General features: G+C 66.5%; 21 protein-coding genes. 14 read left to right on the top strand and 7 right to left on the bottom strand.

Going from position 1 to position 20,643, the window contains the following annotated elements:
- Window positions 1-5: 5 nt before the first annotated feature.
- From M1247_RS12095 to M1247_RS12085, 3 genes are read left to right on the top strand one after another with little or no spacing between them, the layout of a single operon-like run.
- Window positions 6-1,412 carry a PH domain-containing protein gene (locus tag M1247_RS12095; protein ID WP_317156644.1) on the top strand — a complete coding sequence of 469 codons (1,407 nt, stop codon included), beginning with the start codon at window positions 6-8 and terminating at the stop codon, window positions 1,410-1,412.
- A gap of 49 nt (window positions 1,413-1,461) precedes the next feature.
- On the top strand, window positions 1,462-2,274 hold the full coding sequence (locus M1247_RS12090) for a class I SAM-dependent methyltransferase (protein WP_317156548.1): 813 nt from the start codon (window positions 1,462-1,464) through the stop codon (window positions 2,272-2,274).
- A gap of 48 nt (window positions 2,275-2,322) precedes the next feature.
- A complete protein-coding gene (locus tag M1247_RS12085) occupies window positions 2,323-3,138 on the top strand; it encodes an HAD-IIA family hydrolase (protein WP_317156547.1) in 816 nt (271 codons plus the stop codon).
- Here the strand turns inward: M1247_RS12085 and M1247_RS12080 are convergent.
- Window positions 3,135-4,841: a DEAD/DEAH box helicase gene (locus M1247_RS12080; protein WP_317156546.1), complete on the bottom strand. Its 1,707-nt coding sequence runs from the start codon at window positions 4,839-4,841 to the stop codon at window positions 3,135-3,137. The genes M1247_RS12085 and M1247_RS12080 overlap by 4 nt on opposite strands.
- A gap of 83 nt (window positions 4,842-4,924) precedes the next feature.
- Complete coding sequence (locus tag M1247_RS12075) at window positions 4,925-5,419, bottom strand: cupin domain-containing protein (protein WP_317156545.1); 495 nt, start codon at window positions 5,417-5,419, stop codon at window positions 4,925-4,927.
- 126 nt (window positions 5,420-5,545) lie between these two features.
- Here M1247_RS12075 and M1247_RS12070 point away from each other — a divergent pair, with 126 nt between their 5' ends.
- Window positions 5,546-6,679: an alpha/beta fold hydrolase gene (locus M1247_RS12070; RefSeq protein WP_317156544.1), complete on the top strand. Its 1,134-nt coding sequence runs from the start codon at window positions 5,546-5,548 to the stop codon at window positions 6,677-6,679.
- On the opposite strand, the gene M1247_RS12065 is transcribed toward M1247_RS12070, so the two are convergent.
- A complete protein-coding gene (locus M1247_RS12065; protein WP_317156543.1) occupies window positions 6,672-7,595 on the bottom strand; it encodes an SDR family NAD(P)-dependent oxidoreductase in 924 nt (307 codons plus the stop codon). The two genes, M1247_RS12070 and M1247_RS12065, sit on opposite strands and share 8 nt — an antisense overlap.
- Before the next feature lie 104 nt (window positions 7,596-7,699).
- Between M1247_RS12065 and M1247_RS12060 the strand changes: the two genes are divergently transcribed.
- From M1247_RS12060 to groL, 3 genes are all read left to right on the top strand, one after another.
- Complete coding sequence (locus M1247_RS12060; protein ID WP_317156542.1) at window positions 7,700-8,260, top strand: TetR/AcrR family transcriptional regulator; 561 nt, start codon at window positions 7,700-7,702, stop codon at window positions 8,258-8,260.
- Entirely contained in the window at window positions 8,257-9,093 is an 837-nt protein-coding gene (locus tag M1247_RS12055; protein ID WP_317156541.1) for an LLM class F420-dependent oxidoreductase, read from the top strand. Before M1247_RS12060 ends, M1247_RS12055 begins: the two co-directional genes overlap by 4 nt.
- 237 nt (window positions 9,094-9,330) lie before the next feature.
- Entirely contained in the window at window positions 9,331-10,956 is a 1,626-nt protein-coding gene (gene groL / locus M1247_RS12050) for a chaperonin GroEL (RefSeq protein WP_317156540.1), read from the top strand.
- Window positions 10,957-11,025: 69 nt separating this feature from the next.
- Here groL and M1247_RS12045 read toward each other — a convergent pair whose 3' ends face one another.
- Window positions 11,026-11,412, bottom strand: a complete 387-nt coding sequence (locus M1247_RS12045) for a pyridoxamine 5'-phosphate oxidase family protein (RefSeq protein ID WP_317156539.1) — start codon at window positions 11,410-11,412, stop codon at window positions 11,026-11,028.
- Complete coding sequence (locus M1247_RS12040) at window positions 11,409-13,148, bottom strand: N-acyl-D-amino-acid deacylase family protein (RefSeq protein WP_317156538.1); 1,740 nt, start codon at window positions 13,146-13,148, stop codon at window positions 11,409-11,411. The genes M1247_RS12045 and M1247_RS12040 overlap by 4 nt, the downstream gene beginning before the upstream one ends.
- A gap of 22 nt (window positions 13,149-13,170) precedes the next feature.
- Between M1247_RS12040 and M1247_RS12035 the strand changes: the two genes are divergently transcribed.
- From M1247_RS12035 to M1247_RS12025, 3 genes are read left to right on the top strand one after another with little or no spacing between them, the layout of a single operon-like run.
- Window positions 13,171-13,560: a VOC family protein gene (locus M1247_RS12035; RefSeq protein ID WP_317156537.1), complete on the top strand. Its 390-nt coding sequence runs from the start codon at window positions 13,171-13,173 to the stop codon at window positions 13,558-13,560.
- A gap of 23 nt (window positions 13,561-13,583) precedes the next feature.
- Window positions 13,584-14,102 (top strand): mycothiol transferase, encoded by a 519-nt coding sequence (locus tag M1247_RS12030; protein WP_317156536.1) that lies wholly within the window; start codon window positions 13,584-13,586, stop codon window positions 14,100-14,102.
- Window positions 14,099-14,650, top strand: a complete 552-nt coding sequence (locus tag M1247_RS12025; RefSeq protein ID WP_317156535.1) for a PA-phosphatase — start codon at window positions 14,099-14,101, stop codon at window positions 14,648-14,650. The genes M1247_RS12030 and M1247_RS12025 overlap by 4 nt, the downstream gene beginning before the upstream one ends.
- Before the next feature lie 196 nt (window positions 14,651-14,846).
- Here the strand turns inward: M1247_RS12025 and M1247_RS12020 are convergent, their stop codons facing one another.
- Complete coding sequence (locus M1247_RS12020; RefSeq protein WP_317156534.1) at window positions 14,847-15,038, bottom strand: hypothetical protein; 192 nt, start codon at window positions 15,036-15,038, stop codon at window positions 14,847-14,849.
- On the opposite strand from M1247_RS12020, the gene M1247_RS12015 reads away from it, so the two are divergent.
- The 4 genes from M1247_RS12015 (at window position 15,037) to M1247_RS12000 (ending at window position 19,682) form a co-directional block, all read left to right on the top strand.
- Window positions 15,037-16,242 (top strand): hypothetical protein, encoded by a 1,206-nt coding sequence (locus M1247_RS12015; protein WP_317156533.1) that lies wholly within the window; start codon window positions 15,037-15,039, stop codon window positions 16,240-16,242. The two genes, M1247_RS12020 and M1247_RS12015, sit on opposite strands and share 2 nt — an antisense overlap.
- Window positions 16,243-16,358: 116 nt before the next feature.
- Window positions 16,359-17,876: an aldehyde dehydrogenase family protein gene (locus tag M1247_RS12010; RefSeq protein WP_317156532.1), complete on the top strand. Its 1,518-nt coding sequence runs from the start codon at window positions 16,359-16,361 to the stop codon at window positions 17,874-17,876.
- Between the two features lie 63 nt (window positions 17,877-17,939).
- Window positions 17,940-18,797: a polyphosphate kinase 2 gene (gene ppk2 / locus M1247_RS12005; RefSeq protein WP_317156531.1), complete on the top strand. Its 858-nt coding sequence runs from the start codon at window positions 17,940-17,942 to the stop codon at window positions 18,795-18,797.
- Window positions 18,798-18,830: 33 nt separating this feature from the next.
- Entirely contained in the window at window positions 18,831-19,682 is an 852-nt protein-coding gene (locus M1247_RS12000; RefSeq protein WP_317156530.1) for a hypothetical protein, read from the top strand.
- A gap of 51 nt (window positions 19,683-19,733) precedes the next feature.
- Here the strand turns inward: M1247_RS12000 and M1247_RS11995 are convergent, their stop codons facing one another.
- On the bottom strand, window positions 19,734-20,633 hold the full coding sequence (locus M1247_RS11995) for a crotonase/enoyl-CoA hydratase family protein (protein ID WP_317156529.1): 900 nt from the start codon (window positions 20,631-20,633) through the stop codon (window positions 19,734-19,736).
- Window positions 20,634-20,643 lie beyond the last annotated feature (10 nt).

Below are 20,643 nucleotides of genomic sequence, written 5' to 3'. Positions count from 1 at the left end.
CCCGGATGCTGTTTGTGCACCCGGTGCACGAGATCATGGGGCAGATCCCGCTGCTGGTGGGGTCGGTGGTGCTGGGTTCGGCGACGGGCAACCCGCTGTGGACCATCGCGGCGATCGTGCTGACGGTCGCCTTCGGCTTGGCGCGATGGTTCACCACCACCTATCGCATCGAACCCGATGAGGTGCAGCTGCGTACGGGCGTGTTGCAGCGCAAGGTGTTGTCGGTGCCGCGCAACAGGATTCGCTCGGTATCGACCGATGCTCGGCTGTTGCACCGGTTGCTCGGGTTGACCGTGCTGCGGATCAGCACCGGTCAGGAAGCCAAGGGCGATGCCGAGTTTGCGCTTGACGCGGTCGAGGCCGGGCAGGTGCCGCGGTTACGCGCCATACTGCTCGCCGACGCCGTGCCGGTGGCCGAAGCCCCGACCGGGCGGGTGCTGGCGCGCTGGCAGCTGTCGTGGCTGCGGTACAGCCCGCTGAGTTTCACGGGCCTGGCCATGATCGCTGCCGCGGTCGGTCTGGTGTATCAGGCAGGTGCCGGTGCGGCACTGCAGAATTCGACGCTCGCCCGATCCGGGCTGGACGCCGCCGAGCGTTTCGGAGTGTTTGTGACCGTGGCGGTGGCGGTGATCGTGGTGCTGGTCGCCTCGGTGGTGCTGTCGGTGCTGCGGTCTCTCGTCACATACGGAAACCTGCTGCTGCGACGCGATTCCGACGTCCTGCACCTGCAGCACGGGTTGCTCCGGTTGCGCGAGAACACCTACGACATGCGGCGGCTGCGCGGTGGGACGCTGCGTGAGCCGCTGCTGGTGCGGGCGTTCGGCGGGGCCCGGTTGGACGCGGTGATGACGGGAATCGGCGGTGCGGGCGAGGCGTCGCTGCTGTTGCCGCCCTGCCCGGCCGGCACGGCCCGGACCGTACTGGCCGACCTCATCGACCGGCCCGACGCGGTGAACGGTCCGCTGCGGACCCACGGCGCCGCCGCGGTGCGTCGGCGTTGGACGAGGGCGCTGCTGCTGCCTGCGGTGGCCGGTGTGGTCTTGGCAGTCGCCGGAACGCCGGCCTGGGCGTGGTTGCCGTGGGCGTTGGTCACGGTGTGTGCGGCACTCCTGGCCGCCGACCGGGTGCGGGCCCTCGGGCATCGGGTGGCTGATGGCTGGCTGGTGGCCCGCAACGGCAGCCTGGAACGTCGGCGCGACTGCCTGGACACGGCCGGGATCATCGGCTGGACCGTGCGCCAGACACTGATGCAACGCCGCGCCGGGGTGGCCACCCTGATCGCGGCGACTGCCGCGGGGGAGAAGCGCTACGAGGTGCTCGACGTGCCCGCCGAGCAGGCCTGGTCGATCGTCGCGGCGGCGTCGCCGTGGGTAGCCGACAACCATTGGGTCGAGGTCCGGGCTCGCGGCTGACTCCCGAAAATCGAGTGACATCGCCAGGTGCCGGTGATCCCATGGATGGATGGAGCTCGACACCGACATCGCACAGCACTACGCGCAGGGAGTGGAAACTGATCGGCTCACGACGTGGGGCCGGATGGAGGCCGTCCGCACCCGCGACCTGATGAAGCGGTACCTGCCGTCCGCGCCGGCCGAGGTGCTCGACGTCGGCGGCGCCGAGGGGGCATACGCATTGCCACTGGCGCGGCAGGGGTACCGCGTTCATCTCGTCGACCCGGTACCCCGGCACGTCGAGGCCGCGCAGCGGGCCTCTGCCGCACAGGGCGACGCGCCGTTGGCCGGCGTGCAGTTGGGTGACGCCCGGGACCTGTCACACATCGCCGACGACAGTGTCGACGCGGTGCTGATGCTGGGCCCGCTGTACCACCTGACCGACGTCGTCGACCGGGGGCGGGCGCTGGCCGAAGCGAAACGGGTGCTTCGGCCCGGTGGGGTGCTACTCGCGGCGGCGATTTCACGCTACGCATCGACACTGGACGGTTTGCGCACCGGCGCACTCGACGATCCCGAGTTCGAATCGATCGTTGTCGACGACCTGGACAGCGGGGTACATCGCAATCCCAAGGTCGATGCGAAGCCGGAGTGGTTCACCCTGGCGTACTTTCATCTCCCCGACGAACTCCGCTCCGAAGTGGCGCAGGCCGGCTTCACCGACGTAAGGGTGCTGGCCGTCGAGGGGCCGGTCCTGCTCGATCAGGCGACCTTGGACGACCCGATACGTCGTGCAACAGCCCTGCGCGCGATCGAACGAATCGAGGCCGAGCCGGCTCTGCTGGGCGCCAGCCCCCATCTCATGGCGGTGGGGTTTACCTAGGCCGGGGGCCTGACTTGCGCTGACCGGTCAGCCGTTTAGGGTCGCTGCATGGCTATCGGTGGGGTGCTGTTCGACATCGATGGTGTGCTGGTGACCTCCTGGCAGCCCATCGACGGCGCGGCCGAGACGTTGCGGGTGCTCGAAGACCACCAGATCGCCCGGTCGTACCTGACCAACACCACCACCCGCACCCGGGCGCAGATCGCCGAGCTGCTCAGCGCCGCGGGCATGGCCGTCGCCGCCGACGAGGTGATCACGGCCGCCGTGCTGACCGCCGATTACGTGCGGGACCGGTATCCGGACGCGCGGTGCTTCCTGGTGAACAGCGGGCAGATCGGTGAGGACATGCCCGGCGTGGACGTCGTGTACTCGAGTGACTTCGCCGGGCCTGAGACCCCGGAAACACCTGACGTGGTGCTGCTCGGCGGGGCCGGTCCGGAATACAGCCACTTGACGCTGAGTTGGGTCTACGACTGGATGGCGCAAGGCGTTCCGGTGGTCGCCATGCATCGCAGCACCGCATGGAACACCACCGACGGGCTGCGCATCGATACCGGCATGTACCTGATCGGCATGGAGGAGACCTGCGGGCGCAAGGCCATCGCGGTCGGTAAGCCTGCGCCCGAGGGCTTCCTCGCGGCCGCCAACCGGCTCGGCGTGGACCCCGATGAGATGTACATGGTCGGCGACGACCTCAACAACGACGTGCTGGCCGCCCAGATCGTCGGCATGGCCGGGGTGCTGGTGCGCACCGGAAAGTTCCGCCAGGACACGTTGGACCGTTGGGCTGCAGATGATTTCGCGATGCAACCGAACTTCGTGATCGACTCGGTCGCAAATCTGCCGGAGCTGCTGGGGCTTTAGGCCTTCAGGCTCCGCACGGCCTCGATGCGCTCCTTGAGTTGGTCGGTGGTCGCCGCCGCGACAGGTGGGCCACCGCAGAGCCTGCGCAGCTCATTGTGGATCCAGCCGTGCGGCTTGCCGGTGCGATGGTGCGCGATCGTCACCAGTGCGTTGAGCTCGCGGCGCAGATCACGTAGCTGCCCGTGGGTGGTGCGGGAAGGCGGCGGCCCGCCTGCCTCGGCGGCAGCCACGGTGCGCCTCGTGAGTTGCTCATCCTGCCTGCGGCGCAACAGATCCCGCATCTGCTGGGCATCGAGAAGGCCAGGGATGCCCAGGTAGTCGGCCTCCTCGTCGCTGCCTGCCGGGGTGGCTGTGCCGAACGAGGAGCCGTCGAAGATGACCTGGTCCAATTCGGCGTCGGCGCCGAGGTATTCGTAAGCGTTGTCCAGGTCGCTCTTCTCGTCATTGCGCTTCTCGGCAGCTTCGAGCGCCTCGTCATCCAGCCCGTCGGGCTCGCGGTGTGGCTTGCCCAGCACATGGTTGCGTTGGGCTTCCATCTCGCTGGCCAACAGCAGCAGGTTGGGCACCGAGGGCAGAAAAATGCTGGCGGTCTCCCCGGCCCGGCGGGAGCGCACGAACCGGCCGATGGCCTGCGCGAAGAACAATGGCGTGGACGCGCTGGTGGCGTATACCCCGACGGAAAGCCGTGGCACGTCAACACCTTCGGAAACCATGCGCACGGCGACCAGCCACCGGCTCGACGCCTCGGAATACTGGCTGATCCGGTCCGAGGAGCCGGGGTCGTCGGACAACACCACGGTCGGCGCCTCGCCGGTGATCTTGACGAGCAGGTCGGCGTAGGCCCGTGCGGCGGTCTGGTCGGTGGCGATGATCATGCCGCCGGCGTCGGGCACATGCTGACGCTTCTGCTGCAGTCGTTTGTCCGCGGCGGCGATGACCGCGGGCATCCACTCGCCGGCCGGGTTCAGCGCGGTGCGCCAGGCGCGGGCCGTCTGCTCGGCGGTCAGCGGTTCACCCAGTCGCGCCGCATGTTCCTCGCCGGCACTGTCGCGCCAACGCGCCTCACCCGAGTACGCCAGGAACACCACAGGGCGCACCACCCCGTCGGCCAGCGCCTCGGAGTAGCCGTAGACGTGATCGGCCTGCGAGCGTTGGAAGCCGCCCTCATCAGGTTCGTACCGGACGAACGGGATGGGGCTGTCGTCGCTGCGGAACGGGGTCCCGGTGAGGGCCAGCCGCCGTGTCGCGTCGCCGAACGCCTCCCGGATCGCCTCGCCCCAGCTCTTGGCGTCGCCGCCGTGGTGGATCTCGTCGAAGATCACCAGCGTCTTGCGGTTCTCCGTCCGCACCCGGTGGCGCGTCGGGTGGCTGGCCACCTGCGCGTAGGTGACGACGACGCCGTGGTACTCCGCCGACGTCTGCGAGTTGGAGTTGCTGAATTTCGGGTCGAGCGCGATGCCGTTGCGGGCAGCCGACGCGGCCCACTGGACCTTGAGGTGCTCGGTGGGCACCACCACGGTGATGGCGTCGACCGTACGATCGCTGAGCAGCTCGGCGGCGATGCGCAGCGCAAACGTTGTCTTACCTGCGCCAGGGGTGGCGACCAGGAGGTAATCGCGAGGCTTGCTGGTCAGATACCGCACCAGTGCCTTGCGCTGCCAGCCCCGTAGTGCCTGGGTGCTGGGCGCTGCGTCAGCCCGCACCCGAGGACTCCTCTCAGTCGGAAAGCAGTCTAGGCCAGCGCGTTACGTCAGCGCATCTCTGCGCCGAACGGCCGGGCGTGTCGTCAGACGAAGAAGTTGTCGTTCTTGAGGAACCACTCGGTGCGCTCGTCGTCGCTGAGGTCCGCCAGCTGCGCGAAACCTTCGAAATAGGCCTCGCGGGGCGCCCCTGGAGCAAACAGCATCAACAACGACGTCGGCGCGTCGGCCTCGTTGCGGAAGCCGTGGATACCGCCCGGCGGGACGTACAGGAAGTCTCCCTGGTTGCCGTCCGTCCAGTCGTTGCCGTCGTAGAGCTTGACGGTCCCCGACAGCACGAAGAACGCCTCGGACATGGCCCGGTGGAAATGCGGACCCGGTCCACCGCCCCGGGGGCTGATGTCGACGCGGTAGAGGCCGTAGTCACCGCCCGTCTGCTGTTGGTTGGCCAGGTAGTGGTACTTCACCAGGCCGAACGATTCGTAGTCCGGTGGCTCGTCGGCACGGCGTACCCAGGCGCTGACTTCGGGTTCGTCCTTGGTGTAACGGGCCGGGGGATATGGCGGCACGACAAGCGACACGACGTCAGCCTAGCCCGGTCACCCTCTCGTTGAAATCGGCGCGACAGTGACGGGGAGTTTCGCAAATGTGCCAGGCAGGAGGCGGTCTGCGTGTAAGGCTTCGCGTCACGGCACTACCGCAGGCCCGTGTGGCAACTGCCGATCACGGAAGAGCAGAGCGAAATGGTCAAATGCCGCAAACAGCTGGTTCCCACGATCGCCGCGGCTTCGCTGCTGTTGACGCTCGGCGCTCTGTCGAATGGCGTCGGCCACGCCGAAGAGGCAGTGCTGATTCCAGGAGCTACCGTTTTCAAGGCGATCAACCCGTTCTACTCGATGATCGCCACCAGCTATCCGGATATCGGCATCCACTTTCACGAAGATGCCGACCCGCGGCTCGTCGACTACTCGCAGAACGCACTTGCCTCTGACCGGGCACTCCTGGACGGTGTGAAGCAAGCGACCATCGCTGTGCATGAGGTCGACGGCAAAGTCGTGATCATCGGCGAGTCGATGGGCAGCATGGTTGCGTGGCGGGTTGCCGCAGAGCTGGCCAATGGGCCCGATGCTCTACCGAAAGATGATGTCAGGGTTATCTTGATCGCTCCGCCGGAAGTCGGTGTAGCCGAGTACTTCAAGGAGGGCACCTACATACCGGTCTTGAACTACCGGGTCACCCGCATTGTGGATTCTCCCTATCCCACCACGATCGTGATCGGTGAGTACGACGGCTGGGCTGACCCGCCCGATCGTCCGTGGAACCTGATCTCTTCGGCCAACGCGGCGTTGGGCATTGCCTACATCCACGGTCCTCCGATATCGGCTACCGATCCGGACGCGGTGCCTGCCGAGAACACGACGACCCACACCAACACCGCGGGCGGGATCGTCACCACTCATTTCGTCCCGGCCGAGAACCTCCCTCTGACGCGGCCATTTCGTGATCTCGGTGTGCCCGATGCGCTCGTGGACAAGGCCGATGAGGTCCTTCGTCCCGTCGTCGATGCCGGGTACGTTCGACACGATCGGCCCGGTGACGCCCGCCCGTATCTGCACGACGGCGAGATCCACCGCAATGTTCAGAATCAGCAGCAGATCCGGAAACCATTGCGCGAGCGCATCGAGAAGGCCCGGGACGCCGGTAAAGAGCGGCGGGAGCACCGCGGCGAACTACACCGGGCCATCCGCAAAGAACTGCGGGACCGTGTCGAGGCCGGCCTCGCTCCGTTCAAGAAGAAGATGGCGGAACGTCAGAAGCCCGAGCCGTCCGCCGTCAGCTGACGACGGGCTCAAGCTGCGCGAAGCGCACCCCGGTGAGTTCCTCGGAGACCGCCCACAACCGGCGCTGCAGAGCGGCGTCGTGCGACTGGTCGCTGGAGGGCACCACCTTCGGGTAGCCGCGGAGGCCACCGGGGCCGTCCGGCCCGAAGTACTGCCCGCCGAGTGCGCCAGGGTCGGTGGCCGCACGCAGGGTCGGCAGGGCGCCCGCCGCCGCGTCCTGGAACAACGGCCGCATCGCGGGAACAGCGCGCTGCAGGACGCGGGGCAGATGCCGCAACAGCTCGGTGTCGGACCCGCCCGGGTGTGCGGCCAGGGCAGTGGTCCGCTCGCCGGTCAGCCGGCGCTGCAGTTCATACGTGAACATCAGGTTGGCGAGTTTCGACTGGCCGTATGCACCGACCCGGCTGTAGCCGAGCTCCCATTGCAGATCGTCGAAGTGGATGGCGGCGTTGACGCGGTGCCCGATACTGCTGACCGTCACGACCCGGGAGCCGGGCGCGGCCAGCAGATGGTCGAGCAGCAGGCCGGTGAGGGCGAAGTGACCGAGGTGGTTGGTGCCGAATTGGAGCTCGAAACCGTCGGCCGTGGTCTCCTTCGGCGGGTACATGACGCCGGCGTTGTTGATCAGCAGGTCGATGCGGTCGTGCCTGGTCCTGAGCTCCTCGGCGGCTTCCCGTACCGATGCCAGTGACCCCAGGTCGAGGCGCTGAAGTTCGAGTTTGGCGTCCGGGACGGCGCGGGTGATCCACTCGGTCGCAGCGGCGCCCTTGTCGAGGTTGCGGACCGCGAGTACGACGTGGGCGCCCTTGGCGGCAAGTGCCTTCGCCGTCTCCAGTCCGAGGCCGGTATTGGCTCCGGTGACCACGGCGGTGCGGTCGGTCTGGTCGGGAATGTTGGCGGTGGTCCACTTGGTCATGAGAGACTCCTGAATAGTTAAACGGGGTGAGCATTCCGGTTGGGTCCGACTATACGGAACGCGCGCCCCGCTTTGTCAATGGCGACGCGGTGAGAGGTGATGTGATGCGCGCGGATGCGGCCCGCAACCGTGCCCGGGTCCTGGAAGTCGCCTACGGCACGTTCGCAGCCGAGGGGTTGTCGGTGCCGATCGACGAGATCGCCCGCCGCGCCGGTGTCGGCGCCGGCACTGTCTACCGGCACTTTCCCGCCAAAGAGGACCTGTTCCGGGCCGTCATCGCCGAACGGATACGCAGCGTCGTTGATGACGGCCGCGCACTGCTGGCCGACGCGGATCCCGCCGATGCGCTGTTCTTGTTCCTGCGTTCGATGGTGCTGCAGTGGGGCGCAGCCGACCGCGGCCTGGTCGACGCGCTCGCCGGTCTGGGCATCGACGTCAACACCGTGGTGCCCGAGGCAGAAGGCGAATACCTGGGCGTGCTCGGCGACCTCCTTCGGGCCGCGCAGCAGGCGGGCTCCGCGCGGCGCGATGTGACAGTCGCGGAAGTCAAGGCGCTTCTGGTCGGTTGCCAGGCCATCCAGACCTATAACGCCGAGGTGGCCGAACACGTCACCGATGTCGTCTTCGATGGGTTGCGGGCGTCGAGAGTAGCCTCGGCTGAATGAGATTCGGGATCTCCACCTTCGTTGACGATGACAGTATCGATCCGGTGTCACTGGCCCGTGCGATCGAGGAGAGGGGCTTCGCTTCACTGCTCGTCGCGGAGCACAGCCACATCCCCGCCAGTCGCGAGTCTCCCTATCCGGCCGGCGGCGACCTGCCGTCGGCGTACTACAACACGCTCGACCCGTTCGTCACACTCGCTGCTGCGGCGGCGGTGACTTCCTCGATCGAACTGTTTACCGGCGTCACCCTGCTCATCCAGCGCGACCCGATCCACACCGCCAAAGAGGCCGCGAGCATCGACCACATCTCCGGCGGGCGGTTCACGTTCGGCGTCGGCGCCGGCTGGAACCTCGAGGAGATGCGCAATCACGGCACGGATCCGAAAACCCGTGGCGCCCGACTGGACGAGAGCATCGAAGCGATCAAGGCGTTGTGGACCACCGAACCCGCCGAGTATCACGGCAAGCACATCGATTTCGAGTTGTCCTACTGCCGGCCCAAGCCGGTGCAGAAGCCGCATCCGCCGATCTACATCGGCGGCAACTCGGATGCCACCGTCAAACGGGTGATCCGTCACGATGCGGGCTGGGTCTCCAACCCACTGCCGACGGAGATGCTGGCGCAACGGATCGGGCAGATGCGTGACGGCGCCGGTAACGACGTGCCGCTGGCGATGTTCGGTACCCCCGTCGACGCCGACTATTGGCGCGCCGCCGAAGACCTCGGTTTCGGCCAGTTGGGGCTGCTGCTGCCGTCGGTTCCCAAGGACGAGTCACTGCGGCTGCTCGACGACTACGCCGCAGAGGTCGAACGGTACCGGTCGGCAGGATGATCGGCGCGCCCGCGGTTTCGCCACGAGCGTAGGCCGGGCGCCGAGCCCGTTCCGGATCGACCTTGCACTCGCACTGGTCGAGTGCTAAGAATGCAGTTGGCACTCTCGATCAGTGAGTGCTAGGTCGGGACGGTGAGGCAGGGGCCGCACCTGCGGGAGCACACCCCAGCCGTCCGTCGCGGGCACTGCACCCGACCGACAAGACGTGCATCCCCAATCCGGAGGAATCACTTCGCAATGGCTAAGACAATTGCGTATGACGAAGAGGCCCGTCGTGGCCTCGAGCGGGGGCTGAACGCCCTCGCCGACGCGGTAAAGGTGACGCTGGGGCCCAAGGGCCGCAACGTCGTCCTGGAGAAGAAGTGGGGCGCCCCCACGATCACCAACGATGGTGTGTCCATCGCCAAGGAGATCGAGCTGGAGGACCCGTACGAGAAGATCGGCGCCGAGCTGGTCAAAGAGGTCGCCAAGAAGACTGACGACGTCGCGGGTGACGGCACCACCACCGCCACGGTTCTGGCCCAGGCCCTGGTTCGCGAAGGTCTGCGCAACGTCGCGGCCGGCGCCAACCCCCTCGGTCTGAAGCGCGGCATCGAGAAGGCCGTCGAGAAGGTCACCGAGACGCTGCTGAAGTCGGCCAAGGAGGTCGAGACCAAGGAGCAGATCGCTGCCACCGCCGGAATCTCCGCTGGTGACCAGTCGATCGGCGACCTGATCGCCGAGGCCATGGACAAGGTCGGCAACGAGGGTGTCATCACCGTCGAGGAGGCACAGACCTTCGGCCTGAGCCTGGAGCTCACCGAGGGCATGCGCTTCGACAAGGGCTACATCTCGGGCTACTTCGTCACCGACGCCGAGCGCCAGGAAGCCGTCCTCGAGGATCCCTACATCCTGCTGGTCAGCTCCAAGGTGTCGACCGTCAAGGATCTGCTGCCCCTGCTGGAGAAGGTCATCCAGTCCGGCAAGCCGTTGCTGATCATCGCCGAGGACGTCGAGGGCGAAGCCCTGTCGACCCTGGTGGTCAACAAGATCCGTGGCACCTTCAAGTCTGTGGCTGTCAAGGCCCCGGGCTTCGGTGACCGCCGCAAGGCCATGCTGCAGGACATCGCCATCCTCACCGGTGGCCAGGTCGTCAGCGAAGAGGTCGGCCTCTCCCTGGAGACCGCTGACGTCGCGCTGCTGGGCACCGCCCGCAAGGTCGTGGTGACCAAGGACGAGACCACGGTCATCGAGGGTGCAGGCGATGCCGACGCGATCCAGGGCCGCGTGGCCCAGATCCGCGCCGAGATCGAGAACAGCGACTCCGACTACGACCGCGAGAAGCTGCAGGAGCGCCTGGCCAAGCTGGCCGGCGGTGTTGCGGTGATCAAGGCCGGAGCTGCCACCGAGGTGGAGCTCAAGGAGCGCAAGCACCGCATCGAGGACGCCGTTCGCAACGCGAAGGCCGCCGTCGAGGAGGGCATCGTCGCCGGTGGTGGCGTGGCTCTGCTGCAGTCGGCTCCGTCGCTGGACGAGCTGAAGCTCGAAGGCGATGAGGCCACCGGCGCCAACATCGTGCGGGTTTCGCTGTCGGCTCCGCTCAAGCAGATCGCCTTCAACGGTGGTCTGGAGCCGGGCGTCGTTGCCGAGAAGGTGTCCAACCTGCCCGCGGGTCACGGCCTGAACGCCGCGACCGGTGAGTACGAGGACCTGCTCAAGGCCGGCGTCGCCGACCCGGTGAAGGTCACCCGCTCGGCGCTGCAGAACGCGGCGTCCATCGCGGCGCTGTTCCTCACCACCGAGGCCGTCGTCGCCGACAAGCCGGAGAAGGCCGCCGCACCTGCGGGCGACCCGACCGGTGGCATGGGCGGTATGGACTTCTAAGTCCCTTTACGAGGAATCCCCGGCTCGCTTGGCGAGCCGGGGATTTTTCGTCTGTTCGGGACGCCGGTGTCAGTCCTCTTCGATTGGGACGCAATCGTGCAGGCATCCCGCGGCCGTCGCGGGCGAGTCCGGTGCGGCTCGACGATGCAGCACCGCACGGCGGGGGACGATGCGCATCGAACGATCCTCCGTAACGGGAACTTCTCCAACGCCGTCGACGATCAGCGTGTAACCGTCGGCTTCCCGGGGCGGCCACAGGAGGGTCACGTCGGAGTGCTGCGCGACGTTCCTGCGGGTATGCCCGCCGATGGTCCCGACGTCGAGAACACCGTCCGCGAACACCGGGTCGACGACCACCGTGTGCGCGTGATAGTCGTCGCCGACCGTGACGAGATAGGCGAATGCGTAGTCGCCGAGCGCATCGGCCAGTTGGTCCAGATCCACCTTGACGCTCATGAGGTGAGGATAGTGTCCGCGGGCGCAGGCCGGCGACCGCGCACCAACCTGCCCGGCCGGGCCTCGGTGGGCACCCCGTTTTGCGCGATGATCTCACCGGAGACGATGGTCGCGACGTAGCCGTCGGCGGTCTGATCCAGCCGGCGACCGCCCGCGGGCAGATCGTGGCTGACGACGGGCCTGTGCAGCCGCAGCGCGCCGTGGTCGATGACATTGAGGTCGGCCTTGTGTCCCACGGCGATCCGGCCGCGATCGGCCAGCCCCGCCACCCGCGCCGGCACCGATGTCAGTTCGCGCACGGCCTCGGCCACGGTCAGCCGGCCGGACTTCCGATCACGGGCCCAATACGTCAGCATGTAGGTGGGAAAGCTTGCGTCACAGATCATTCCGTAGTGTGCGCCGCCATCACCCAGTCCCAGCACCACGTCGTCACGGCGGATCAACTCAGCCACCGTGTCCAGCGAGGCGTCCCGGAAGTTGGCCAGGGTGATGAGCAGCATGGCGTGGCCGTCGTCGTCGAGTACACGGTCATAGGCCTCCTCGAGCGGGCTGACCCCGCTGGCCCGCGCGCGGGCGCCGATGCTCTCGGACTGGGCGGGTTCGTAGTTCGGCGGATCGCCCAGGGGGAACATCCAGTCCCATGCCTGCACGGCGAACATCAGCGGATGGCCGTCGCTGGCCGGTGTGTCGGACAGAATACGTTCGCGCACTTCGGGTTTGCGCATCTCGGCGACCCGCTCGGCCAGTGGCAGATGCGCGATCTCGCGATAGCTGGGGTAGAGCACGAACGGGTTGCCGCTGAGCTCCAGTCCGATCACCAGGCCGATCGGGCGCGGAAAGATCTGCGCCGAGATATCTCCGCCAGTCGAGTTGGCCTTCTCGACCATCGTCAGCGCGTCGACGTAGAACGGGTCCCCGGCGTTGCCGATCGCCAGCGTGAACGTGACGGGCAGGCCCACGTCGGCGGCGACGTCGAACACCGTCTGCAGTGCAGGCCCGTAGTCACCCGCCACGAGGTCGGGGACGAATTGGATCAGCCCGCCACCCGCGTCTGCGACGCCGCTGGCGATGGCGTGGATCTCGTCGTAACCGGCGTCATAGCTTGGGATCGCGTGACCGCTGTCGGTCTTGTGGATCGTCAGCCGCGAGGATGCGAAACCCAGCGCGCCCACCTGCACGGCCTCCGCTGCCAGTTTGCGCATCTGGGACAGGTCCTCGGCAGTGGCGGGTTCACGCTCGACGCCGCGTCGGCCCATCACGTACACCCGCAGCGGGGAGTGCGGCAGGAATGCCGCCACATCGATGTCTCGGTGCCCGGCGTCAAGAGCGTCGAGGAATTCGGGGAAGGTCTCCCACGTCCAGGGCAGGCCGTCCACCATCACGACGCCGGGAATGTCCTCCACACCGGCCATCACGTCGACGAGCACGTCGTGGTCGGCGGGCCGGCAGGGTGCGAAGCCGACCCCGCAGTTGCCCATCACGGCCGTGGTGACCCCGTGTGCCGAGGACGGGTTGAGCCGGTCCGACCAGATCGCCTGTCCGTCGTAGTGGGTGTGCAGGTCGACGAATCCGGGGGTGACCAGCAGTCCGGTGGCGTCGATCTCGCGGGTTCCGGATCCGGTCACCGTGCCCAGCTGGGCGATGACGCCGTCACGTACGGCAACGTCTCCGACATACGGCTCGCCGCCCAGGCCATCGACGATGAGGCCATTTCGGATGATGAGGTCGAATGTCATACCTCGAATCTACGATGATCCCGTGATCGATCACTTCGGAATCAACTGTGCCGACTTCGCGAAGTCGAAGAAGTTCTACGACGCCGTTCTCGCGGTGCTCGGCTACAGCCGTCAGATGGACTTCGATGTCGCCATCGGCTATGGCACGGAGGGACATCCGGACTTCTGGATCGCCGACGCAGGCGCGGGCGACACCGCGGGACAACCGAACCGCGAAGTGCACGTGGCGTTCCAGGCGGGCGATGCCGATGCCGTGCAGGCGTTCTATGACGCCGCGATGGAGCTGGGTCTGGAGTCGCTGCACGCGCCTCGGCTCTGGCCGGAGTATCACCCGGGTTATTTCGGTGCGTTCGTCCGTGATCCGGACGGCAACAACGTCGAGGCGGTGTTCCACGGCGCCGCGCCGCAATGACGCGGGGGCGTAGCGTCGGCGGTATGGCTGCTGAATCCGATGCTGTCCGCGAACTGCTGCGCGATGCGTTCACCCGCCTGATCGAACACGTCGATGATCTGACCGACGGGTTGACCGAGGAAGAGTCGCGCTACCGGCCGACACCGCAGGCCAACAGCATTGCCTGGTTGCTCTGGCACAGTGCGCGCTGTCAGGACCTGCAGCTGTGCGACGTCGCCGGGGTCGAGCAGTTGTGGACACGTGACGGTTGGGTGGACCGCTTCGGTCTCGACCTGCCGCCCAATGACATTGGCTACGGTCACAACGCTGACGACGTCGCCAAAGTGCACGCCTCGGCGGAACTGCTGGCCGGCTACTACCACGCGGTGCACAAGGCGACGCTGGAGTACATCACCACGGTGACGCCGGAGGAACTGAGCCGCATCGTCGATACCCGGTGGGATCCGCCGGTCACCGCGAGTGCGCGGTTGGTCAGCATCGTCGACGACTGTGCGCAGCATCTGGGGCAGGCCGCCTATCTGCGCGGCATCATCGGGGGATGACGCGATGGTGGCCGCCGGTCGGGCTGACGGCGATGCTGTTGCTGGGCTGGGCCGTCGGGCCGGGCCCCATTCCGATCGACCTGTGGTTCCTGCGGCTGGGCCACCAGATGGGCGGGTACCGGCATCTGTTTCTGGTGTTCACCGACTGGCGGCTGCTCGGAATCGTGTGGCTGGCGGCGATCGTGGTCGCGGTGCGCCGGGGTCCGTGGCAATTGATCGTTGCGATGATGGTGAGTCCGCCGCTCGCGATCGCCGTCGTACAGGTGTGTAAACGCATCTTCGGACGCGAGAAGGGCGGTGCCCTGGCCTATCCCAGCGGGCACACCACCTTCGTCGTGGTGGTCATGGGCCTGGTGGTGCTGCTGGCTGCCGCCGCGTTGTGGTCGGTGATCGTGGCGGTGGGCATCGGCGTGCTCGGCATGTTCGGTCAGGCCATCACGTACCACTATTTCACCGACACCGTCGGCGCCGCGCTGCTGGGCACCTCGGTCGTCTGCCTGGCCGCGGTGGCCACCGCGGGGCGTCGAGCCGCCGTGGGGTCTCGGTGAAGTCCAAATTCGCCGAGCGATGACGCCGTAATACCGGCGGTCGACGGCACAGCAATCGATCCATCTGGTGGCGAGATATGGTGCCCGGAGTCGCTCGCTGTGACGGCTCCCTAACGATCAAGTCCCCCTTGGTTCTTCACGACAGCAGCGGACCCTGTGTTGAACTCTATGGATCTTTTCAGTATGTCGTGGCGGACTAGCAAACTTGTTGAGCCTGATCGAGCTGGGCGTTTGCCCGATCACAACGGTTTGCGGCTATTGCAACCACCTGTCGTGTTGTTGCAAACGCAACTACAACCTGAGAAAAGCCTGAGATCTTGATTGTCGTTGGCGTAATTTCCATCTCGGCTAGGGCCACCACCAGCAGATCAAAGGGGACATCAACCATGAGTAGTCGTGTTCAGTGCGGCGTGACCGCGGGTATTGCGCTCGTCGGTGCCAGCGTCATCGCGATCGCTCCAATCGCACCATCGACGGCCGTATCGGCACGAGCCGTCGACGCGGCCACCGCGTTGATGGCGAGCTTCGAAGGCATGACGCAAGGCCAACTGGTCGCCGAGTCGGGCAAGCGGTTCGCTGAGCAGTTCGCGCAGGCACCGTTCATTCCGCTGGCGATAGCGATGCAGATCCTGGGCGGAGACAATGCGAGGTTGTACTCCCAGATTCGGCAGATGGTGGATTCGCCGGTCTACGTTGCCGACCCACTCATCGAGGCAGTCGCGAATGCACTACCGCCGTCACTTGGTGGTGGCTCCGACCATGAGCCAACCACTTCTGCCGGTGACGGCGCCTTCATGCAGTTCCGTAATCGTGAACTCCTCGGCGTGCGGGACGGCGTCAATGCTGTGGTGGCCACCATGCTCGGAGTCAGTCCCACGGTGCTCAACGAGAACTTTGCCGCGGAGCTGGCCCACGGTGTGCTGGAATCAGCCCTGCGAATCGTGGAGGGCGTCGTCCTGGCGCCCGTCGGCCTCATCCCGGTCGCGCAGGCCATCGTCACCAACGACCGGCCAGCCCTGTACACCGCGATCCGTCAGTACACCGACGCGCCGTTGTGGGCAGTCGACCCGGCCATCGAAGGGCTCGCCAAGGCGCTGCCAGGGTCGCTCGGCGGCGGTACCGATAGTGACCCAACTACTCAGGCTCCTGAAGACGGCGCGCTGATGACGTTCCGCAACAAGACGCTTTGGGGCGCCACGAGGGATACCCGGGTCAGAATCGCCGGGGTTCTCGGCGTCGAAGTCAACTCCAACGGCGATCTCACGAACAACACCGTGACGACCAATCAGGAGCCCATCAACGACACGCAAAAAGTCGCTCTGGCACCGGCTGTGGCGCCTAAGTCGTTCACGCTCGACGTGTCACGCCTCAAGCCGCACCTGACCAAGGTCGCCGCCCCGTCCGCAGGGACCGACGATCCGGGTGAAGCTCCGAAGAAGCCGAAGCCGAATCTGAAGGACGCACTTAAGAAAGCGAAGGCTGCGATCGACCAGACGGTCGGCAAGCTCACCCCGAAGAAGAAAGCCGAGAAGACCGAGAAGTCTGAGAAGACGGCGACAAACGAGGACCAGCCGAAGGGCTCCGACGACTGAGAACGAGTTCGCGCAGAGGGCGGTCATCGAGGGGATGGCCGCCCTCTTCGTCGTGGAATTGACAGGTGTCAACCCCGGTGCGACGTGGGTCACAAATGGTGGTTAACATAGGCGTCATGACAGCGACGCCCGAAGTTGAACTGCCGGATACCGGCACTATTCGCAACCCTGCGACCGGCGCCGTCGCCGGCCAGGTGCGCTGGACGGATCCGGCCGATGTCCCGCGTATTGCCGCAGGTCTGCGGGAAGCCCAGAAGGAATGGGATGCCCGCGGCGCCAAAGGCCGCGCCAAGGTGCTGGCCCGCTACGCGGTGTGGCTCGGTGAGCACCGTGACGAGATCGAGAAACTGCTGATCGCCGAGACCGGCAAGTCAGCGGTGGATGCCGCCCAGGAGGTGCCGCTGCTGATCATGATCACCTCGTACTACATCAAGACGATGGAGAAGGCGCTGGCGCCCGAGAGCCGCCCGGCGTCGCTGCCGTTCCTGTCGATCAAGAAGATCGCCGTGCACTATCGGCCGCGTCCGGTGGTCGCCATCATCGCGCCGTGGAATTATCCGGTGGCCAATCTGCTGATGGACGGCATCGCCGCGCTGGCCGCCGGCTGCGCGGTGCTGCTCAAACCCTCCGAGCGCACCCCGCTGACCGCCGAACTGTTGCTGCGCGGGTGGATCGACTCCGGCGCCCCTGAGGTGATGGCGATCGTTCAGGGTGCCCGCGAGGCCGTCGAGGCCGTCGTCGACAACTCCGACTACGTCCAGTTCACGGGCTCCAGCGCGACCGGCGCCAAGGTGATGGAGCGTGCCGCGCGACGGCTCACCCCGGTCAGCCTGGAACTGGGCGGCAAAGACCCGATGATCGTGCTGGAAGACGCCGACGTCGAGTTGGCCGCCAATGCCGCCGTGTGGGGCGCGATGTTCAACGCCGGGCAGACCTGTGTGTCGACCGAGCGCGTGTATGTGCTGGAGCCCGTGTATCAGCCGTTCGTCGACGCCGTGGTGCGGGCGGTGGAGAAACTCAAGATGGGCGCCGGTGAGGGTTACGACTTCGGCGCGCAGATCGACGAGAGCCAGGTCGCGATCACCGAACGGCACGTCAATGACGCGGTGGCGGCCGGCGCGAAAGCGCTGACCGGTGGCAAGCGCCCCGAGGGTCCCGGCAGCTTCTTCCCGCCCACCGTCCTGGTCGATGTCGATCACTCGATGGCGTGCATGACCGAGGAGACATTCGGCCCGACACTGCCGATCATGAAGGTGTCCTCGGTAGACGAAGCGGTCCGATTGGCCAACGACAGCCAGTACGGGTTGAGCGCAGCGGTGTTCTCCAAGGATGTGGAGCGCGCGAAAGCCGTCGCACTGCAATTGGATTGCGGTGCGGTCAACGTCAACGACGTGATCTCCAACCTGATGTGCACCACGGCGCCGATGGGCGGCTGGAAGACCTCGGGCATCGGGGCACGGTTCGGTGGCGCCGAGGGCCTGCGGAAGTTCTGCAGGCAGGAGACGGTCGTGGCGCCCCGCACCAACGTCGGCGCAGGCGGCAACTACTACAACAACTCGCACAAGGCGCTGGCCCGGATGAACAAGATGATGACCAAGATGGCGTTGGCGCGCCCGCGGCGCGCGGCAAAGTAGCTCGTCACCGGTTGTTCAGCTCGACGTCACGCGTGCGTTTGCCGGGGCCGATACCGTCGCCCGGTGACTCTGGACCCCACCGGCTACTCCGTCCGCGACGACGATGACGACGATCCCGTGCTGCTGCTCGAACCCAGCGGCGAGGTCGTCGACACCTGGCGGGAGAACTACCCGTACGACGAGCGCATGTCACGCCTCGACTACGAGGAGCAGAAGCGGCTGCTGCAGATCGAGCTGCTGAAGCTGCAGCGGTGGAGCCAGGCCAACGGGCTGCGCCATGTCATCGTGTTCGAGGGCCGCGACGCCGCCGGCAAGGGTGGCACCATCAAGCGGTTCATGGAGCATCTGAATCCGCGCGGTGCCCGCGTCGTCGCGCTGGAGAAGCCCACCGAGCGTGAACGCACGCAGTGGTACTTCCAGCGTTACGTCGAACACCTGCCCGCGGCCGGAGAGCTCGTGTTGTTCGACCGGTCCTGGTACAACCGGGCCGGCGTCGAGCGGGTGATGGGCTACTGCAGCCCCAGGCAGCATGCGGAGTTCATCCGGCAGGTGCCGTTGTTCGAGCAGATGTTGGTCAACGACGGCATCAGCCTGACCAAACTGTGGTTTTCGGTGACGTCGTCCGAACAACGCACCCGGTTCACCATCCGTCAGGTCGATCCCGTGCGGCAGTGGAAGCTTTCGCCCACCGACCTGGCATCACTGGACAAATGGGACGACTACACCGCGGCCAAAGAGGACATGTTCGCCTGGACGGACACCGAGATCGCGCCGTGGGCCGTCGTGAAGAGCAACGACAAGAAGCGTGCCCGAATCAATGCCATGCGCTACGTGCTCGGTAAGTTCGACTATGACAACAAGGACCATGAGGTGGTCGGCAAGGCCGATCCGCTGATTGTGGGACGCGCGCTGTCGGACTGATTCCCGCGCGTCGGCGATTGAGGAGGACGCGTCGTGCGGTTCGTGATGACGCTGTTCCTGTGGGTGCTGACGACGGTGCTGCTCGCGGTGGCGTTGCCATCGGCGTGGGCGCAGAAGAACATCGTCGACCAGAACGGCTATTCGGAGTTCGCCGCGGCGGCCGCGACGGATCCGCAGTTGCAGCAGGCGGTGGCGGGCGAGCTGGCCACGCAGGTGCGTGCGCTGGCGTCCCGCAACGGCAGCGATGTGCGGATCGACATGGTGCGCGGGGTGGCCAACGCCTACACCGCCGGCCCGGAGTTTCCCGGGCAGTTCGCCCGGGCCAACCAGATCGCCCATACCTGGATGTTCACCGACCGGGTGTCGCGCGACGCCGATGGCGGCTGGTCGATCGACCTGGCGCCGATGCTTGCGGATGCGTCCTTCCGGGACACCCTGTCCGACTTCGGCGTCGAGGTGCCACAGACCCTCACGGTGCCGATCGCGGCCTCGGCGCCCGAGAGCCTGCAGCCGGGCAGGCTGCGACTGCTGGCGGTGTGGGGTCCGTGGGTCAGCGTGGGAGCGACCGTACTGACCGGGGTGTTCGCCCTGCTGACCCTGGCCTCAGCCCGGTCCCGCGGTAAGGCCTTTGCGGCACTCGGTGTTTCGGCATTGCTGGTAGGCGCGGCGGGATGGGCCGGGCTGGAGGTGGGGCGACGCTACCTCAACGATGCGCTCAACCACACCAGCGGCGATATCCGTCAGATCGCCGACGCGATGGTCGGCCACGGCATCGACAGCCTGCATCACTGGCTGAACCTGGCGTTGGCCGCCGGTGGTGGGCTGGTGGTGTTCGGGGTGATCGTTGCGCTGCTGGGCGGGCTGCGCCGGCCTCGCCGAGATTGACGTGAGGGTCGTGACTTCACGGAAATCGCAGCCCTGACGTCAATCTCGGCGCTACGGCTCGATGATGTGGGAGGGATCCGGCCGACGATCCGGGGGCGCCTGGCTGTAGTCACCCCATGGCCCGTCGCGGCGCTCGATCGCGGCACGCACACCTTGATCCGCCGCGGTGTCGATGAAGTCGAGTGCCTCGGGGGTGTTGCGCATCAGCCCGTCGAGGATTCCGCCGAGGGTCTGGGTGGAGGCCAAGCCCATGTTCTCGTAGGCCTGGTTGACGATCAGCTTCTGAGCCTGCAACTGCGACAACGGGATCCGCGTCAGCTTGGCGGCGACTTCGGCAACGCGGGCCTCGAGTTTCTCGAACGGTACCGATTCATTGATGAGCTCCACCTCGGCCGCTTCCTTCCCGGTGAGCGGTTCGCCGGTCAGCGAATGCCACTTGGCCTTGGCCAGCGACAGGCGGTAGAGCCACAGGCCGGTGAGGTAGGCGCCCCACATCCGCGCATACGGGGTGCCGATGACGGCGTCGTCGCTGGCGATGATGATGTCGGCGCACAACGCATAGTCACTCGCACCGCCCACACACCAGCCGTGCACCTGGGCGATCACCGGCTTGGACGCCCGCCAGATAGCCATGAACTTCTGCGTCGGCCCCGTCTCACGGGCGCTGACCATCGCGAAGTCCTTGCCCGGATCCCAGCGGCCATCGGTGTTCATCGCCTCACCCCAGTGCTGGAACCCGCCACCGAAGTCATAGCCGCCCGAGAATGACCGGCCCGCACCGCGCAGCACGATCACCTTGATGTCGGGATCGCGTTCGGCCAGGCCGATCGCCTGCTCGATCTCGTCGGGCATCGGCGGCACGATGGTGTTGAGCTGCTCGGGCCGGTTCAGCGTGATGGTCGCGACGGGTGCAGCGGTCCGGTACAACAGGGTCTCGAACTCATGGGCCATGGCAGCAGTC

The organism is Mycobacterium appelbergii, assembly GCF_032883035.1.
Taxonomy (GTDB): Bacteria; Actinomycetota; Actinomycetes; order Mycobacteriales; family Mycobacteriaceae; genus Mycobacterium; species Mycobacterium appelbergii.
The sequence above is the reverse complement of the archived record's forward strand: the minus strand, read 5'-3'. Positions and strand labels throughout refer to the sequence as shown.